The 15,561-nt window shown below is 69.1% G+C and carries 15 protein-coding genes and 1 tRNA gene; 4 read left to right on the top strand and 12 right to left on the bottom strand.

The features are described from left to right. Positions 1 to 51 precede the first annotated feature (51 nt). The 3 genes from ASD77_RS14940 to ASD77_RS14930 all read right to left on the bottom strand — a co-directional run bounded on the left by ASD77_RS14940 (position 52) and on the right by ASD77_RS14930 (position 3,710). Complete coding sequence (locus ASD77_RS14940; protein ID WP_235578576.1) at positions 52 to 1,551, bottom strand: N-acetylmuramoyl-L-alanine amidase; 1,500 nt, start codon at positions 1,549 to 1,551, stop codon at positions 52 to 54. A gap of 153 nt (positions 1,552 to 1,704) precedes the next feature. Continuing rightward, complete coding sequence (tsaE, locus tag ASD77_RS14935) at positions 1,705 to 2,187, bottom strand: tRNA (adenosine(37)-N6)-threonylcarbamoyltransferase complex ATPase subunit type 1 TsaE (protein WP_055943702.1); 483 nt, start codon at positions 2,185 to 2,187, stop codon at positions 1,705 to 1,707. A 50-nt stretch (positions 2,188 to 2,237) separates the two neighbouring features. Then, a complete protein-coding gene (locus ASD77_RS14930; RefSeq protein WP_055943700.1) occupies positions 2,238 to 3,710 on the bottom strand; it encodes a bifunctional ADP-dependent NAD(P)H-hydrate dehydratase/NAD(P)H-hydrate epimerase in 1,473 nt (490 codons plus the stop codon). Positions 3,711 to 3,776: 66 nt separating this feature from the next. On the opposite strand from ASD77_RS14930, the gene queG reads away from it, so the two are divergent. Then, positions 3,777 to 4,868 (top strand): tRNA epoxyqueuosine(34) reductase QueG, encoded by a 1,092-nt coding sequence (gene queG, locus ASD77_RS14925; protein WP_055943695.1) that lies wholly within the window; start codon positions 3,777 to 3,779, stop codon positions 4,866 to 4,868. Between the two features lie 82 nt (positions 4,869 to 4,950). On the opposite strand, the gene pgi is transcribed toward queG, so the two are convergent. From pgi to pcnB, 6 genes are all read right to left on the bottom strand, one after another. After that, positions 4,951 to 6,462 carry a glucose-6-phosphate isomerase gene (pgi, locus tag ASD77_RS14920; RefSeq protein ID WP_055943692.1) on the bottom strand — a complete coding sequence of 504 codons (1,512 nt, stop codon included), beginning with the start codon at positions 6,460 to 6,462 and terminating at the stop codon, positions 4,951 to 4,953. 1 nt (position 6,463) lies between these two features. Then, positions 6,464 to 6,844, bottom strand: coding sequence for an aspartate 1-decarboxylase (gene panD / locus ASD77_RS14915; protein ID WP_055943689.1), 381 nt, complete (start codon positions 6,842 to 6,844; stop codon positions 6,464 to 6,466). Between the two features lie 79 nt (positions 6,845 to 6,923). Further along, the gene (gene panC / locus ASD77_RS14910) at positions 6,924 to 7,766 is read right to left on the bottom strand and encodes a pantoate--beta-alanine ligase (protein WP_055943686.1); all 843 of its coding nucleotides are present in this window, start codon (positions 7,764 to 7,766) and stop codon (positions 6,924 to 6,926) included. A 36-nt stretch (positions 7,767 to 7,802) separates the two neighbouring features. Beyond that, positions 7,803 to 8,615 carry a 3-methyl-2-oxobutanoate hydroxymethyltransferase gene (gene panB, locus ASD77_RS14905; protein ID WP_055943683.1) on the bottom strand — a complete coding sequence of 271 codons (813 nt, stop codon included), beginning with the start codon at positions 8,613 to 8,615 and terminating at the stop codon, positions 7,803 to 7,805. Between the two features lie 17 nt (positions 8,616 to 8,632). Next, positions 8,633 to 9,124: a 2-amino-4-hydroxy-6-hydroxymethyldihydropteridine diphosphokinase gene (gene folK, locus ASD77_RS14900; protein ID WP_055943680.1), complete on the bottom strand. Its 492-nt coding sequence runs from the start codon at positions 9,122 to 9,124 to the stop codon at positions 8,633 to 8,635. Next, positions 9,121 to 10,476 carry a polynucleotide adenylyltransferase PcnB gene (gene pcnB, locus ASD77_RS14895; protein WP_055943678.1) on the bottom strand — a complete coding sequence of 452 codons (1,356 nt, stop codon included), beginning with the start codon at positions 10,474 to 10,476 and terminating at the stop codon, positions 9,121 to 9,123. Before pcnB ends, folK begins: the two co-directional genes overlap by 4 nt. Before the next feature lie 74 nt (positions 10,477 to 10,550). On the opposite strand from pcnB, the gene ASD77_RS14890 reads away from it, so the two are divergent. The 3 genes from ASD77_RS14890 to ASD77_RS14880 all read left to right on the top strand — a co-directional run bounded on the left by ASD77_RS14890 (position 10,551) and on the right by ASD77_RS14880 (position 12,828). Continuing rightward, positions 10,551 to 10,625, top strand: a tRNA-Glu gene (locus ASD77_RS14890). A 158-nt stretch (positions 10,626 to 10,783) separates the two neighbouring features. After that, positions 10,784 to 11,449 carry a response regulator transcription factor gene (locus tag ASD77_RS14885; RefSeq protein WP_055943676.1) on the top strand — a complete coding sequence of 222 codons (666 nt, stop codon included), beginning with the start codon at positions 10,784 to 10,786 and terminating at the stop codon, positions 11,447 to 11,449. Continuing rightward, entirely contained in the window at positions 11,446 to 12,828 is a 1,383-nt protein-coding gene (locus ASD77_RS14880) for an ATP-binding protein (protein WP_055943674.1), read from the top strand. Before ASD77_RS14885 ends, ASD77_RS14880 begins: the two co-directional genes overlap by 4 nt. 15 nt (positions 12,829 to 12,843) lie before the next feature. Here the strand turns inward: ASD77_RS14880 and ASD77_RS14875 are convergent, their stop codons facing one another. The 3 genes from ASD77_RS14875 to ASD77_RS14865 all read right to left on the bottom strand — a co-directional run bounded on the left by ASD77_RS14875 (position 12,844) and on the right by ASD77_RS14865 (position 15,390). Further along, complete coding sequence (locus tag ASD77_RS14875; protein ID WP_082563352.1) at positions 12,844 to 13,962, bottom strand: MBL fold metallo-hydrolase; 1,119 nt, start codon at positions 13,960 to 13,962, stop codon at positions 12,844 to 12,846. A 1-nt stretch (position 13,963) separates the two neighbouring features. Beyond that, a complete protein-coding gene (locus ASD77_RS14870) occupies positions 13,964 to 14,497 on the bottom strand; it encodes a GNAT family N-acetyltransferase (RefSeq protein ID WP_156383675.1) in 534 nt (177 codons plus the stop codon). Positions 14,498 to 14,583: 86 nt separating this feature from the next. Further along, positions 14,584 to 15,390, bottom strand: a complete 807-nt coding sequence (locus ASD77_RS14865) for a MipA/OmpV family protein (RefSeq protein WP_055943670.1) — start codon at positions 15,388 to 15,390, stop codon at positions 14,584 to 14,586. Positions 15,391 to 15,561 lie beyond the last annotated feature (171 nt).

The following is a 15,561-nucleotide window of genomic DNA, read 5'->3' as shown; positions in this document are numbered from 1 at the left end:
CAGGCGCCGTCTCGGGGAATCAGCGGTGATGATAGCCGAGCGGCTGTGCGATCAGGGCGCGCCTGCCGCGCCGCCTGCGGCCACGGTACGCGCATCGGCCTCGGCCTGCGCACGCGCGGCGAACAGCGTGCCGGGCGGCGGCTGGCGGGTGAAGTAGGACTGGATGCCGTCCAGCACCGCGCCCGCCACCTTGCGCTGATGGGCCGGGTCGAACAGACGCTTCTCTTCGTCCGCGTTGGAGATGAAGCCCGTCTCCACCAGCATCGCCGGCATGTCGGAGTTGCGCAGCACTTCGAAGTTGGCGAACTCGATCTGCGGCTTGTGGGTCTTGCCGAGACCCTTGAGCGAGGTCAGCACGTGGCCGGCCGCGTCCTGGGACGCCTTCATGTGGCCGCTCTGGGCCAAGTCCAGCAGTACGTTGGACAAGGTGTCCTTGGTCAGGCGCACGCCACCGACCAGGTCGGAGGCGTTCTCCTTGTCGGCCAGCCAGCGCGCGTGCTGCGACGAGGCACCGCGCAGCGACAGCACGTAGACGGACGAGCCCCACGCGCTGCGGTTCTCCGCCGCATCGGCGTGGATCGAAACGAACATGTCCGCCTTCGCCGCGCGCGCCTTGCGTGCACGCTGCGGCCGCTCGACATAGACGTCGGTATCGCGGACCAGGTAGGCCTTCATGCCCGGCGTGGCGTTGATCTGGCGCGCCAGTTCCTTGGAGATCGCCAGCACCGCATGCTTCTCGTAACGGCCGCTGGGGCCAATGGCGCCCGGGTCCTGGCCGCCGTGGCCGGGGTCGATGGCGATGACCAGCGGTCGCGTGCCCGCGGCCGACACGGTGGGCGGCTTGGGAGCTTCCGCGGCAGGTGCCGCATCGGCCGTCGTGGTGGTGGCGCCCGGCATCGGCGTGGGCTGGCCGGTGGCGATGGTGTAGGTCGGTCGGTCGCCCGCCACCGTCTGGGCCGGCACCGTGGCCACCGTCGGCTGGCCATTGAGGATGGCCTGCGGCGAAGGCGGGACCGGGCCGGCCGGCGTGGGCGTGGGCGTGACTGCGGCGGGCACCGTGCCGGCCTGCACCACCTGTGCCGTCAGCAGCGCGGTGGCACGCGCCGCGTCCGCCTGCGCTGAAGGGGGAGGCGCGGTGGTCGTTGCTGCCGGACCGCCAGAAGGCGCAGACGCAGGCGCTGGCGTCGTCGGGATCGCGGCGACTGCCGTGGCCGGCGCGACCTGACCATCGCCCGGCCACTCGATCACCAGCCGCGACACCGCGCCCGCCTGCTCCATCCGGGGCTTTAGTGCCGCGACCGGGGACGCGAGGTCGAAGACGATGCGCAGCGTGTTCGCGTCGGGTTGGCCGGTGCGCACGGCACGCACGATGCCTGCGGGCGTGGGCAACCGCAGACCTGTCTTCGCCTTCGAGGCCGGCAGGTCGACGACCAGCCGGTCCGGGCCTTTTAGTGTGAGGGTCTTGTACTGGCCGGCGCCGGCCAGCTGGATCTCCGCCCGGGTCCCGGTGCTGCCTTGGGCCACCGTAACGCCGGTGACCTCACCGGCCATCAACGTGCACGGCACCAGCGCCAACACACCTGCAAGGGCGCGACGCAACGTGGCGGTGGTGGGGTTCCCCGAGCTCATGTCGCGGATTCAAACACCATCGGCTCACGAATGCAAGGCAATTTCCCTTAATAATCCGTGACCTGGCGGATGTTCCTAACTGACCTGGAGAGATGGTGCCTGCAACTCACCCTCGGCTGCCAGACGGGCGAGCCAGTGCGCGCCGACAGGTGACAACCCCTCAAGCCGGGCCGAGCGGCCGGTACCCTCGACCGCCAGCATCACGTGCAGGTCCGCCGGCGGCAGCGCGGCGGCACCCCTCTCCGGCCATTCCACCAGCCACAGGACGGCCGCGCCCTCGTCCAGCCCGAGGAATTCCAGCTCGCCAGCGTCGCCGATGCGGTACAGATCGAGGTGCCAGGCCTCTCCGCCTTCCACCGGGTAGCGCTCCACCAGGGTGTAGGTGGGGCTGCGGATCGCGCCGGTGACGCCGAGCGTCCGCAACAACGCGCGCGCCAGGGTGGACTTGCCGGCACCCAGGTCGCCCTGCAGATGCACGACCGCGGAGGCAGGGCGCGTGCGTGCAAGGGCCTGGCCCAGTGCGCCGGTGGCTTCGTCGTCGGCAAGGAACACGTGCATGCGGCGATTCTAAGCGTTCGTGCGGCCGCTGCCGCACAGGCTGGCATTGCTCACGGGTTGGCCAACCGCCGCACATGCGGGAACAGATCCGAGGGCAGCAGTCCGCGCTGGCCGTCCCAGGCCGCAGCATCGCCCGCCAGCGCATGCAGCAGTGCGCCGGCGCTGGCGGCGTCGAACGCGGAAAGGCCCTGCGCACGCAGCGCGGCGACGGTGCCAGTCAGCACATCGCCCATGCCGCCGACCGCCATGCCGGGATTGCCGGCATCGATCACGCGGGAGGGTTCACCCGGACACGCCACGACGGTGCCTGCACCCTTCAGCACCACCACGCAGGCATGGCGTTCTGCGATGGCGCGAGCCGCCGCGAAACGGTCGTGCTGCACGTCGGCGGCCGTGCAGTCCAGCAGGCGCGCCGCTTCGCCCGGATGCGGTGTGAGGATCGCGTCCTCGAGTGACTGCGGCGACAGCGCCAGCAGGTTCAGAGCATCGGCATCCACTATCAACGACCTGCCACTTCGCATCGCGTGCTGGAAGAGCGCACGTCCCCATTCGCCCTGCCCCAGGCCCGGACCGAGGGCGATCACGCGCGCTCGCCCGAGCAGCGGCGAAAGATCCTCTGTCGACTCCACCGCGCGCACCATCGCCTCGGGCCTGCGCGCCAGCAGCGCCGCGACATGTGCCGGCCGCGTCGCCACGCTCACCAGTCCGGCACCCGTGCGCAGCGCCGCTTCGGCACACAGCGCGATCGCGCCGCCACTGCCGTCATCGCCCCCGATGCAGAGCACATGTCCCGATTCGCCCTTGTGCGTGTTGCGGCGGCGCGGCAGCAGCCATCGCGCCAGTGCGTCATGTTCCAGCAACGCGGCATGGGCGGCGATGTCGTCGAAGGTCGCGGCAGGGGCATCGAGTTCTTCCAGCGCCAGCACGCCGGTGTATTCCAGCGCATCGCCGGTGTACAGCCCGGCATGCCGCACGATGAACTGCAGCGTACGGGTGGCCACGACCGCGGCCCCCGGTGCACAGCCGCGATCCCCATCCACGCCGCTGGGCACATCGAGCGCAAGCACCGGCGCGGCCTGCATGTTGATCGCGTCGATCAGCGCACGCACGTCCGGCCCGGGTGCCCGCGACAACCCGATGCCGAACAGTGCATCCACCACGACGTCCGCCCGGGGCAATGCATCGTCGAACAGCGTGACCTTGCCGCCACCGGCCACGTACTCGGTGCAGGCGCGCTGTGCCATCGGGTTGCCCGGCACATGCGCCGGCAGGTGGACGACCTCGACATGGCGCCCGGCACGATGCGCGTGCCTTGCCAGCACGTAACCGTCGCCGCCATTGCTGCCGGGTCCGCACACCACGACGACGCGCTGCCCGTCGGGCCAGTGCAGCAGCAGGTGCTGCCAGGCCGCCAGGCCTGCACGTTGCATCAGCACGTAGGCATCGCCACCCAGTGCCTGCGTGGCGCGCTCGTCCAGCGCCCGCGCGGCTTGCGTGGAATACAGAGGCCAAGTGCCGGACATGGCCGGATTCTAGGTCTGTACCGGGTTGCGGGGAAGTGAATCCGGCCGGCCTCCTATAATCCCCGCATGCCCACCGCCGGTCCCGCCACGCCACTGCCAGACCCCGTTGTCCTCGCCACGCGCGTGCGGACGCTGGCGCGCGAATTCGGCTTCCAGCGCTGTGGTATCGCCGGCATCGAACTGGGCGACGACGAACGGCATCTCCGCGACTGGCTGGCCGAGGGCCTGTACGGCTCCATGACGTGGATGGCCCAGCATGGCGACAAGCGCTCGCGTCCGCAGGAACTGATCCCCGGCACGCTGCGGGTGATTTCCGTCGGACTCGATTACGGACGCAACGACAGCGACGACGCCTGGGAGACCCTGGGCGACGGCCAGCGCGCCTACGTGGCGCGTTACGCGCTGGGCCGCGACTACCACAAGCTGATGCGTAACCGCCTGCAGAAGCTGGCCGAGCGCCTGCAGGCGGAGATCGGTCCGTTCGGCCATCGCGTGTTCGTCGATTCGGCACCGGTGCTGGAACGCGCCCTGGCGCGCAATGCCGGCTTGGGCTGGATCGGCAAGCACACCTGCCTGATCGACAGGGACGGCGGCTCCTGGTTCTTCCTCGGCGAGATCTACGTCGACCTGCCGTTGCCGATCGATGCGCCGGCCAGCGCGCACTGCGGCACCTGCACGCGCTGCATCGACGTATGCCCGACCCAGGCGATCACCGCGCCCTACCGGCTCGATGCGCGCCGCTGCATTTCCTACCTGACCATCGAGCACGAAGGCGCCATTCCGGAAGACCTGCGGCCGGCCATCGGCAACCGCATCTTCGGCTGCGATGACTGCCAACTGGTGTGTCCCTGGAACAAGTTCGCCAAGCGCAGCGACGAACCGGATTTCCGCGCACGCAACGATCTGGACGTGGCGACGTTGCCGCAGCTGTTCGCATGGGACGAAGAAGAGTTCCTGCGCCGCACCGAAGGCTCGACGATCCGCCGCAGCGGCCACGAACGCTGGCTGCGCAACATCGCCGTGGCGCTGGGCAATGCGCCGACCACACCCGAAGTGCTGATCGCGCTGCAGAGCCGGCGTGAGGATCCATCCTCTTTGGTTCGCGAACATGTGGCGTGGGCGCTGGAGCGACACCGATCCCTTGTGGGAGCGACGTAAGTCGCGAAGACCCTCAGGCGAAAAGCTCGCGACTTACGTCGCTCCCACAAGTTGCACGGCGTTTGCGCGTCAGGCCAGCACCTCACCCGCGCGCGGCGATCTCCGCCAGCAGCGCCTGCGTCACCGGATCCTTCGCTTCGGATTCGCCCTTCAGTGCGGGCAGCAGGCCATTGGCGAGCTGCTTGCCCAGTTCCACGCCGAACTGGTCGAACGCGTTGATGCCCCACAGCACCGATTGCGCGTAGACGCTGTGCTCGTACATCGCGATCAGGCCGCCCAGCGACTGCGGCGTCAGCGCATCCAGCAGGATCATCGTGCTGGGCCGTCCTCCCGCATAGCTGCGGTGCGGATCGTCGCTGGCCTGCCCGTTGGCCAGGGCTTCGCTCTGCGCCAGCAGGTTGGACATCAGCGCCAGGTGGTTCTCGGCATAGGGATCGTCGTTACGCACGGTGCCGACGAAATCCAGCGGCACGATCTGCGTGCCCTGGTGCAGCGCTTGGAAGAAGCTGTGCTGCACGTCGGTGCCCGCACCGCCCCACCAGACCGGCACGGAATCGGACTCGACCGGGCTGCCGTCCAGCTTCACCGACTTGCCCAGGCTCTCCATCACCAGCTGCTGCAGGTAAGCCGGCAGCAACGCCAGGCGCTGGTCGTAGGTCATCACGCCGTGTGCGGCATGGCCCAGCACGTTGCGGTTCCACACGGCCGTCAATGCATGGCGCACCGCGATGTTGTCCGCCAGTGGCGTGCCGACGGCATGGGCGTCGAACGCGGCGGCGCCGTCGAGCAGTTGCTCGAAGCGGTCGAAGCCGATCGCCAGTGCGACCGGAAGCCCGACCGCGGACCACAGCGAATAACGCCCGCCCACCCAGTCCCACATCGGCAGCACGCGCTCGGGCGCGATGTCGAAGGCGGCCGCGGCGCGTTCCGGATTGGCGCTGACGGCGTACAGGCGCTCGCTGCCGCCCAGCCAGTCGCGCAGGATGCCGCCATTGAGCAGCGTCTCCTGGGTGCCGAAGGTCTTGGAGATCAGCACCGCCGCCGTGCGCGCGGGGTCCAGCGGGGCCAGCGTGCGCTGCGCCGCCGCGCCGTCGACATTGGACAGGAAGTGCACACGGAAACGACCCGGCAGCGGATCCCGCAGTGCGTCGGCGACCAGTCGCGGCCCGAGGTCGGAACCGCCGATGCCGACGCTGACAATGTCGGTGACGCCGCTCGCTTCGAGCTGCGCGATCACAGCCGCCATGCGCTGGCGCACGTCGAGCGCCATGGCATAGGCCTCGCGCGCGACGACGGCATCGGAGTTCTTGCCGCGCAGCGCGGTGTGCAGCGCCGCGCGACCTTCGGTGACGTTGACCTCGGCGCCATCGAACAGGCGGCGGAACGCGCCCGCCAGGTCGGCCGCCTCGCCCTGCGCCAGCAGGGCCTGCCACGCGGGTGCGTCGTAGCACTGGCGCGCGAAGTTGAAATACAGCGGACCGCTGCGCAGTGTGTGCGCCGCGACGCGATCGGGTTCGCGCGCCAGCAATGCGCTCAAGGGCTCCGCGCGCAAGCGCGTGGCGTGGGACTGCAGTGCGTCGAAACCCTTGCTCATGTCAGGCCGCCTGCTTGGGGATGCTGTGGTTGGTGTGGGTGATGCGGTTCTGGCCGTCCACGTAGACGAGCGTCGGCTGGAACGCATCGGCTTCCTGCTCGCTCATCGAGGCGAACGCGGCGATGATGACTAGGTCGCCGACCTGCACGTGGCGCGCGGCGCCGCCGTTGAGCGAGACGATGCCGCTGCCCTCGTCGGCACGGATCGCGTACGTGGAAAAGCGCGCGCCGTTGGTGACGTCCCAGATATGCACCTGCTCGAACTCGCGGATGCCGGTGGCATCCAGCAGCAGGCCATCGATGGCGATGGAGCCTTCGTAGTTCAGCTCGGAATGGGTGACGGTCGCGCGGTGGATCTTGGTCTTGAGCAGGCTGAGATGCATGTCGGCGGAGAGAGGAGCGGGAACGAGGAGTTTATCGCCTCGTGCCCGTCCTGCGCGTGTAGCGCACCGGTCGACGCGATCAGAACTCGAGGTTGTCGATCAGCCGCGTGCGGCCCAGCCTCGCCGCGACCAGTGCGACGCGCGCGCCCTGCTCGCCATCTAGCGGTTCGCTGAGGTCCGGGCGACGGATCACCGTGTAGTCCACTTCGTAACCAATCTCGGCGAGCTGGCGGGCGGCGTCGGCTTCGACCTGAGAGCGCGGCGTTCCCGCGACCAGACTCTCGCGCATCGCAATCAGCGTCCTGCGGATTGCCGCCGCGCGCGGACGCTCGTCCGCCGACAGGTACTGGTTGCGCGAGCTCATCGCCAGACCGTCGGACTCGCGGACGATGCTGCCGGCCAGGATCTGGATCGGGAACGCCAGGTCGGTGACCAACTGGCGGATGACGGCGAGCTGCTGGTAGTCCTTCTTGCCGAAGGCCGCCACATCGGGTTGCACCTGGTTGAACAGGCGGCTGACCACGGTGCACACGCCATCGAAATGCCCCGGCCGGTGCGCGCCTTCCAGCACGCTACTGACGCCGGGGACGTGCACGTTGGCCGCCAGCTCCACGCCGAACGGATACATGGATTCCACCGTGGGCAGCCACAGGACATCGCAGCCGGCGCCTTCCAGCCCGCTCATGTCCGCTTCCGGCGTGCGCGGGTAGCGGGTGAAGTCCTCGTTGGGACCGAACTGGGTGGGGTTGACGAACACGCTGGACACCACGCGGTCGGCGTACTGCCGGGCCAGCATCACCAGCGAGTAGTGCCCGGCATGCAGATTGCCCATGGTGGGCACGAAACCGACCCGCAGGCCCTGCTGCCTCCACTCCCTGACGCGGGCGCGCAACGCGTCAAGTTCGGTGATGGTCTCGATCATCGTGGCCCCTGTGGCGAGTGATTGCGCGCGGCGCGGTCAGTAGGAATGGGCGTCGTCGGGGAAGGCACCGCTGCGCACCGCGTCGGCGTAGGCGCGCACCGCGCCCGCCACGGAACCGCCTACGGCCAGGAAATCCTTCACGAACTTCGGGCGCCGGTGACCCGTGTCCAGGCCAAGGAAATCGTGCAGCACCAGCACCTGTCCGTCGCAGCCGGGGCCGGCGCCGATGCCGATGGTGGGAATGGCAAGGTCGGCGGTGATGGCGGCCGCCAGCGACGACGGCACGCATTCCAGCACCAGCAGCTGCGCGCCCGCATCGGCGACGGCGCGGGCCTCCTCGCGCAGGCGCGCGGCGGCGGCCTCATCACGGCCCTGCACGCGGTAGCCGCCGAACTTAAGCACCGACTGCGGGGTCAGGCCCAGGTGGGCGCATACCGGGATGTCGCGCTCGACCAGGAAGCGGATCACGTCGAGCTTGTGGCCTGCGCCCTCCAGCTTGACCATCTCGGCACCGGCCTGCAGCAGCGCAATGGCGGCATCGAGCGCGCGCTCGGGCGTGGCGTCCGACTGGAACGGCAGGTCCGACACCAGCAACGCACGGTTCAGGCCGCGGGCGACCACACGCGTGTGGTAGACGATGTCGTCCACCGTCACCGGCAGCGTCGAATCATGCCCCTGCACCACCATGCCCAGCGAATCGCCGATCAGCACCAGGTCGACGCCGTTGGCATCCAGCACGCGGGCGAAACTGTTGTCGTACGCCGTCAGCATCACCAGCTTGCGGCCGTCGCGCTTGGCGTCGGCGAGGGCGGGAACGGTCCAGGGCTTGCTGTCGGCGTGCGTGCTCATAGTCCGGCATTATCCACTCATAGCGGATGGATGTTGGACATTTCCAGCGCGGATACAGCATCCCGTGCAGGGCCACGACCGGGAATACGGGCGTCGGGCAGCACCTCGAGCAGCGGCACCAGCGCGAAGGCGCGCTCGTGCAGATGGGGGTGCGGCACGTGCAGGCCGGGCTCGTCGACCACGGCATCGCCGTACAGGAGCAGGTCCAGGTCCAACGTGCGCGGTCCCCAGCGCTCGCCGTCCACCCGATGCCGACCGAACTCGGCTTCCACCGACAGCAGCAGGTCCAGCAGCGCGCGTGGCGACAGCGACGTCTCGAGCAGCGCGACCGCATTGATGAAGTCGGGCTGGTCTTCCCTGCCCCATGCCGGCGTGCGGTAGCAGCGCGATACCGCGCTTACGATGACGCCTTCGCGTCGATCCAGCGCGTCGATGGCGAGCCGCAGCGTGCCCGCGGCATCGCCGAGATTGGCGCCCAGGCCGATGCAGGCCTGGATACGCGGCGTCATTCCGGCGACGACCCGCCGGTGCGGCGACGGCGGCGGCGACGGCGCTTGGAAGGCTGCGCCTCGTCGTCGCCGAACGCATCCGCCGATGCGGCGACACCGAGCGTGGCGGCCAGTTCTTCACCGGACTGCGTCTGTGCCTCGCGCCAGAAGTCGACGTCCTCGGCATGCTCGGGCGATGCCGCGAGCCGCAGGACCAGGAAGTCGAACGCGGCGCGGAAACGCGGGTGGCTCAGCAGGCGCGTGACCCGCTTGCGCTGCCGGTTGCCGAAGCGCGTCTGCAGCAGCCAGATCTCCTGCATGGGCAGCGAGAACCGGCGCGGCAGCGCGACCGTGTTCAACTGGTGCAGGGTGACGCGGTCGGCGGCGCGACGTTGCGCCTCCTCGGCCTGCACGCCCTGCGCCTGCAGGCCCATCAGCGCGCGGCAGTACGCCGGCCACAGCAGCAGGGCGAACAGGAAGGCCGGCGAGACCGGTTCGTCGTTGGCCACGCGCTGGTCGGTGCCGGTCAGGCCCGCCAGCACCATCCGGCGCAGCGCGCCGCTGCGGTTGGAGGCCAACGCGGCGGCAGTTTCGGGGAACAGCACCTTCAGCAGGCCGAAGCGCTCCAGCCCCTCGAAACTGGCCACGCCGTGCCCGGACAGGAACAGCTTGAGGATCTCCTCGAACAGGCGCGCCGGCGCGGCCTCGGCCAGCAGCGGCGCCAGCGGCGCGATCGGCGCGGCGGTCTCGGCTTCGATCTCGAAGTCCAGCTTGGCGGCCAGGCGCACGGCGCGCAGCATGCGCACGGGATCCTCGCGGTAGCGCTGCTCGGGATCGCCGATCAGTTTCAGGCGGCGCGCCATCGTGTCCTCGAAGCCGCCGACATAGTCGCGGACGGAGAAGTCATCGATGGCGTAGTACAGCGCGTTGGCGGTGAAGTCGCGGCGCACCGCGTCGTCTTCCACCGTGCCGTAGACGTTGTCGCGGACCAGCCGGCCGTTGTCCATCTCGCGGTCGCCGCTGCCGTCGTCGACGTTGGCGCGGAAGGTGGCCACCTCGATGATCTCGCGCCCGAACACCACATGCGCCAGCCGGAAGCGGCGACCGATCAGCCGGCAGTTGCGGAACTGCTGACGCACCTGTTCGGGCGTGGCGTCGGTGGCGACGTCGAAGTCCTTGGGATGGCCGCCGACCAGCAGGTCACGCACTGCGCCGCCGACCAGATAGGCCTGGAAACCGGCATCCCGCAGGCGGTAGAGCACGCGCAGCGCGTTCGGGCTGATGTCCTTGCGCGAAATGGTGTGCTGGTCGCGCGGGATGGTTCGCAGAGCGGTGACGGGCGTAATAGCGGCAGTTCCATGCAGGAGGGTCACGCGGCCGACTGGGTGGATTGCCCTGAGCCTGGCCGCCGCCTATACTAATCCGCTACGCCGGTTTCACCAAAAACGCTCCCTTCGTCTAGTGGTTAGGACGTGGCCCTCTCAAGGCTAAAACAGGGGTTCGAGTCCCCTAGGGAGCGCCATCCGGCCGAGGTTGCGGGTTGAGAGCCGCAGCAGGTGGACCCACCAAGACCCCGCTCCCGCGGGGTTTTGTGTTTCCGGGCCCGGGCACGGCGCCATTAAAAACGCTTTAATCGCATCGCCCTAGCATGGTGGTCTCCACCACCCCCGAGGACCGCCCGTGTCGCGCCTGCTCCTGGTTGAAGACGATCGCATGCTGGGCGACGCGCTGGCCGCGGCACTGGCACAGGACGGCTGGGCCATCGACCGCGCCGAAGACGTCGCGTCCGCGCGCCTGGCCCTGGTCGACCACGGCTACACCGCCGTCCTGCTGGACTTGGGGCTGCCACGTGGCTCCGGACTGGATGTGCTGGCGGGGTTGCGTCAGCGCTACGACACCACCCCGGTGTTGATCATCACCGCGCGCGACCAGCTCAGCGACCGCGTCCGCGGCCTGGACGCCGGTGCCGACGACTACATCGTCAAGCCCTTCGAGGCCGGCGAGCTCGGCGCGCGCCTGCGTGCCGTGGTCCGCCGCACGCAGGGGCGCGTGGCGCCGGTGCTGCGCCATGGCAACATCGTGCTTGACCCGGCCGACCGCTCGGTACGGCTGGGCGATCGGCCGGTGCGCCTGGGCGTGCACGAATACCGCACCCTGCTCGCGCTGATGGAGCGTCCCGGCCGCGTGATCGCGCGCGACATGCTGGAATCGCTGGTGTACGGCGGTGAGGGCTCGATCGAGAGCAACACCATTGCGGTGTACATCCACCAGCTGCGCAAGAAACTCGGCGACGGCGTGATCGCCACCGTGCACGGCTTCGGCTACCGGTTGGGAGAAGGCGAATGAGCCATCATTCGCTGAAGGCCAAACTGTTGCTGGCGGTGATGAGCCCCCTCGCCGTGGGATGGGCGTGCTGGCTGGGCGGGCAGCACTTCCAGATGACGCGCCAGCAGCAAGGGCACGACGACCTGTTCCTGCAGGAAGTCAGTGAACAGATCCTGCTGTCGATGCCGAGCAACCTCGACGCTCTCGACGATGGCCCGCGCCTGCAACTGCCTCCGCGAGCAGGCCCGGCAGGGAAGAAAAAGAAGTTCGACACGCTTCGCTACCAGGTCTGGATCCTGGGCCGACGCACGCCCGTGGTGGCGTCGGACGGCGCGCCGATGCAGCCGTTGCGTGCGGACTTCAAGTCCGGCTTCGTGGTGAGCGAGGTCGCAGGCGAACCTTGGCGCGTCTATGCCGCCACCGACGCCAGCGGCCGCATCCAGGTCCAGTCCGGCATGTCGCAGTCGGCGATGAAGGCCGAACTCGCGCATTGGGTGAAGATCAGCCTGTGGAGCGGCATCGGCATCCTGCTGGTGCTTGGCGCCATCGTGGGCCTGGCCATCCATTGGAGCCTGCGGCCGATGAACCGTCTGCGCCGCGAGATGGCGCAACGCGAACCTCACGACCTCGCTCCCCTGCCCGCCGCAGGCCTGCCGCGCGAGATCCGCCCGCTGGTGGATTCGTTCAATCAACTGCTCGAGCGCCTGTCGGATGCGATGCGCGGCGAACGCCAGTTCCTGGCCGATGCCGCGCATGAACTGCGCACGCCGCTGGCCGCACTGCTGACGCAGACGCAGGTGGCGATGCGCGCCGGCAGCCAGGCCGATGCGCAGGCCGCGCTGGCGCAGCTGTCGCACGGCATCCAGCGCACCTCTCGCCTGGCGCAGCAGTTGCTGGACTCCGCGCGGGTGGATGCGTCGCCGCTGCGCGACGAGCGCCCGGTAGTCGCGCTGCCGGATGTGGTGACGATGGTCGCGCGCGAATTCGAGTCGATGGCCGCCCGTCGCCAGCAGACGCTCGCCATCCATGCCGAGCCGGCCAGCGTGCAGGGCGACCTCGATGACCTCGGCATCCTGGTGCGCAACCTGGTGGACAACGCGGTGCGCTACAGCGGCGAACACGCCCGCATCGAGATCGCCTGCGGTCTGGATGCCGAAGGCGCCACGGCCTGGCTGACCGTGCGCGACAACGGACCCGGCGTCGCGCCGGAAGAGCGCGAACGCGTGTTCGAGCGCTTCTTCCGCGGCAGCCAGGGCAACGGCGAACGCGGCAGCGGCATCGGCCTGTCGCTGGTGCAGCGGATCGCGCGGGCGCACGAAGCCACGATCACCGTGGACGACGGCATCGGTGGCCGGGGCTTTGCCTGCCGGGTCGATTTCCGGGCAACGCCCGATCCCTGAGTCGCAGCGCCGCCGTTACTCGGCGCGCCACCATGGCTGCGTGGCTTCCGGCCGCGCGATCGTCAGGGGTTGGCCGATCGTCGGCGTCACGATCTGCACGTCGCGCTGGCCGGACAGCGTGTACAGCGACTCCATCGGCTCGCTCCAGCCATGGAAGGCCAGGTCGAAGGTGCTGTTGTGGATCGGCAGCAGCGACCTGCCGCCCAGGTCCAGATGCGCCTGCAGCGTCTGCACAGGCAGCATGTGCACGTCCTGCCAGCGGCGATCGTAGGCACCGCATTCGAGCAGGGTGAGATCGAACGGTCCCAGGCGCTCGCCGATCGTCCGGAAACCGTCGAAGTAACCCGTGTCGCCGCTGAAGAAGATGCGCAGCCCGTCCGCCTGGATCACCCACGACGCCCACAGCGTCGCATTGCGGTCGAACAGCGTGCGGCCGGAGAAATGCTGCGAGGGCGTCGCGGTGAGGCGCACGCCCTGCAGTTCGACGTCGTCCCACCAGTCCAGCTGGCGGACCTTGTCGCGCGGAACGCCCCAACGGACCAGGCGGTCGCCGACGCCGAGCGGGGTCAGGAACACCTCCGTTTTCGCCGCCAGCACGCGTACCGTCTCGCGGTCGAGATGATCGTAGTGGTCGTGCGACAGCACCACGGCGGCCAGCGGTGGCAGTTGGTCGAGGGTGATCGGCGGTGCATGGAAACGCTTCGGCCCGGCCCATTGCACCGGCGACGCGCGCTCGGAGAACACCGGATCGGTCAGCCAGAAGCGTCCGTCGAGTTTCAGCAGCACCGTGGAATGGCCCAACCGGTACAGGGTGCCGTCGGCGGCTTCATCGAGCTGCGCGCGTGTCAGCGGCTGTACCGGAATGGAGCGGGTCGGCACCGTCCCGGCCGGCTTGCCGCCCACCAGGAAATCCCACCACAGCTTGCTGGTTTCGCGCCATCCGAGCGGTCGCGGCTTGCGCACGTTCTGAAACCCGTCGTCGCCGAACTGCGGCGACTGCGGATAGGACACCGTGCTGCAACCGGACAGTCCCGCGTAGGCGAGTGCGCTCGCCGACACGCACGCCGCCGCGGCCACCCGGCGCCAACGCTTGCCATGCAGCGGTGCGGTCTTGTTCTCGTTCTTTCGGGGCATCTCAGTCAACCTGGTCCTGCTGCAAGGTGGAAAACACGTACTGGATCACCGTCGCGGCGCCGGCCTGGCCGGGCAGCGGCATCAGCCCGCCACCCTGCCCCACGGGCACCTGCCAGCGCAGGTCCACGCAGCCGAGTTGCGCCGCCGTGCGGCGCGCCTCGGCGAACAGGCCGGCGGCGATGCCCGACGGGCGTGCGCTCGCGGTCACGAACAGCGCTTCCAGATTGAAGTAGTACGCACGCTCGATCATCGAAAAGCCGACGGTGGCGAACGCGTAGCCCACCGGTTCTCCATGACGCTCCGCGATCCATGCCCAGGCGCGCAAGGGCGGTTCGAACAGCGCCTCCATCAGCTCGAGTACGCCGCCGCCCATCCGCGTGCCGGGCGCTTCGGGCAACTCCGCCATCTGCCGGTCGCACAACCGCATCAGCACGGCGGCATGGCCGCGGGTGACACGCTGGATGTCGACATCGACGCGTGCTGCGGTCTGTGTCCAGACGGGATCATCGGGGGAAGGAAGAAAGGACACGGGCATGGGACGGAGCATCGTCGCGATCCCGACAGGCGAACGTTGGGCGGTCATGGGCAACTCCAGGCAACGGATGGGGGACGGGCGGCGCCTCAGAATCCGCGTGAGATGCCGATGAACAACGATGTGCTGCGATCCTTGCCCGCCTCGACCAGCGGACTGTCCTGCAGCGCGTCCGGCAAGGCGCGGTATTCGAGATTGCCCAGCAGCACCCAGCGCTTGGCGAAGGGGTGGACCAGACTGAGGCTGGCACGCGGTACCGTGGCGGCGCCGGGCCGGTAGGCCGCCACGCCGCGGGCGACTTCTTCGTCCAGGATGCCGTAGTAGTAATCGGCCATGTCGGCCGACAGGCGCACCGCCCCGAGCGACGGCACCAGGGTCGTGCGGCCCAGCGTCAGCGGATAGCTGTAATCCAGCGCGACCGCGTAGCCCTCGCTGGTGCCGGTCACGTCGACGCGCGCATCGAGATCGAGCTTGCCCGCCGCGCCCTTCCAGCTGCCCCCGACGCCCACGTCGACGCTGTCGTCGCGGTCGGACAGCAGGCTGCGGTCCACGCCACGGCGCGCCAGTTCGGTCACGCCGAAATCATCCGCATCCATCCCGTCCAGGCGCCCGGCAACGAACGTACGCAGTTCGAAACGCTCGTCCTTGTAGGCGCGATAACCGAGCGCCGCACCGCGCAGGTAGAAGCGATCGCCGTCGTAGGCGATGTTCGGCAGCAGGCGCGTACGGGTGCCCTCGCCGGCGTATTCGCTGTCGCGATGGACGACCGCCAGGCCAGCGCTCCAGCGCGACGGCAACAGATCCTGGGCCTGCTTGTCGGTACGTTCGACGACCTGGGCGGCAACGGAAAACGGCAGCAGCAACAGCAGGGGCGTGCAAGCGCGCAACGCACTCATGGAAACCTCATCGGGTGGGGGAGCCGGACATCCGGTTCCTCCATGCTCGCGCAGGCTCTTTAAGAACTCCTTAAACCCGCGGGCGAGTACGCGGACAGCTGCGATGGCGCAAGAGAACGTTACTGCGGGAAGTCGGGTTTCGGCATGGCACGGGCGTCGTGTTGCCTCGGC

Source organism: Pseudoxanthomonas sp. Root65 (genome assembly GCF_001427635.1).
In the GTDB taxonomy this organism is placed as follows: domain Bacteria; phylum Pseudomonadota; class Gammaproteobacteria; order Xanthomonadales; family Xanthomonadaceae; genus Pseudoxanthomonas_A.
Note: the sequence above shows the minus strand (reverse complement) of the source record. Positions and strands in the feature narration are given on the sequence as shown.

Bases quoted from the DNA above. Each gene is read 5' to 3' on its own strand.
- ASD77_RS14940 (WP_235578576.1), bottom strand. From the start codon at position 1,551: ATGGCCGGTGAGGTCACCGGCGTTACGGTGGCCCAAGGCAGCACCGGG.
- tsaE (WP_055943702.1), bottom strand. From the start codon at position 2,187: ATGCACGTGTTCCTTGCCGACGACGAAGCCACCGGCGCACTGGGCCAG.
- ASD77_RS14930 (WP_055943700.1), bottom strand. From the start codon at position 3,710: ATGTCCGGCACTTGGCCTCTGTATTCCACGCAAGCCGCGCGGGCGCTG.
- queG (WP_055943695.1), top strand. From the start codon at position 3,777: ATGCCCACCGCCGGTCCCGCCACGCCACTGCCAGACCCCGTTGTCCTC.
- pgi (WP_055943692.1), bottom strand. From the start codon at position 6,462: ATGAGCAAGGGTTTCGACGCACTGCAGTCCCACGCCACGCGCTTGCGC.
- panD (WP_055943689.1), bottom strand. From the start codon at position 6,844: ATGCATCTCAGCCTGCTCAAGACCAAGATCCACCGCGCGACCGTCACC.
- panC (WP_055943686.1), bottom strand. From the start codon at position 7,766: ATGATCGAGACCATCACCGAACTTGACGCGTTGCGCGCCCGCGTCAGG.
- panB (WP_055943683.1), bottom strand. From the start codon at position 8,615: ATGAGCACGCACGCCGACAGCAAGCCCTGGACCGTTCCCGCCCTCGCC.
- folK (WP_055943680.1), bottom strand. From the start codon at position 9,124: ATGACGCCGCGTATCCAGGCCTGCATCGGCCTGGGCGCCAATCTCGGC.
- ASD77_RS14880 (WP_055943674.1), top strand. From the start codon at position 11,446: ATGAGCCATCATTCGCTGAAGGCCAAACTGTTGCTGGCGGTGATGAGC.
- ASD77_RS14875 (WP_082563352.1), bottom strand. From the start codon at position 13,962: ATGCCCCGAAAGAACGAGAACAAGACCGCACCGCTGCATGGCAAGCGT.
- ASD77_RS14870 (WP_156383675.1), bottom strand. From the start codon at position 14,497: ATGCCCGTGTCCTTTCTTCCTTCCCCCGATGATCCCGTCTGGACACAG.
- ASD77_RS14865 (WP_055943670.1), bottom strand. From the start codon at position 15,390: ATGAGTGCGTTGCGCGCTTGCACGCCCCTGCTGTTGCTGCTGCCGTTT.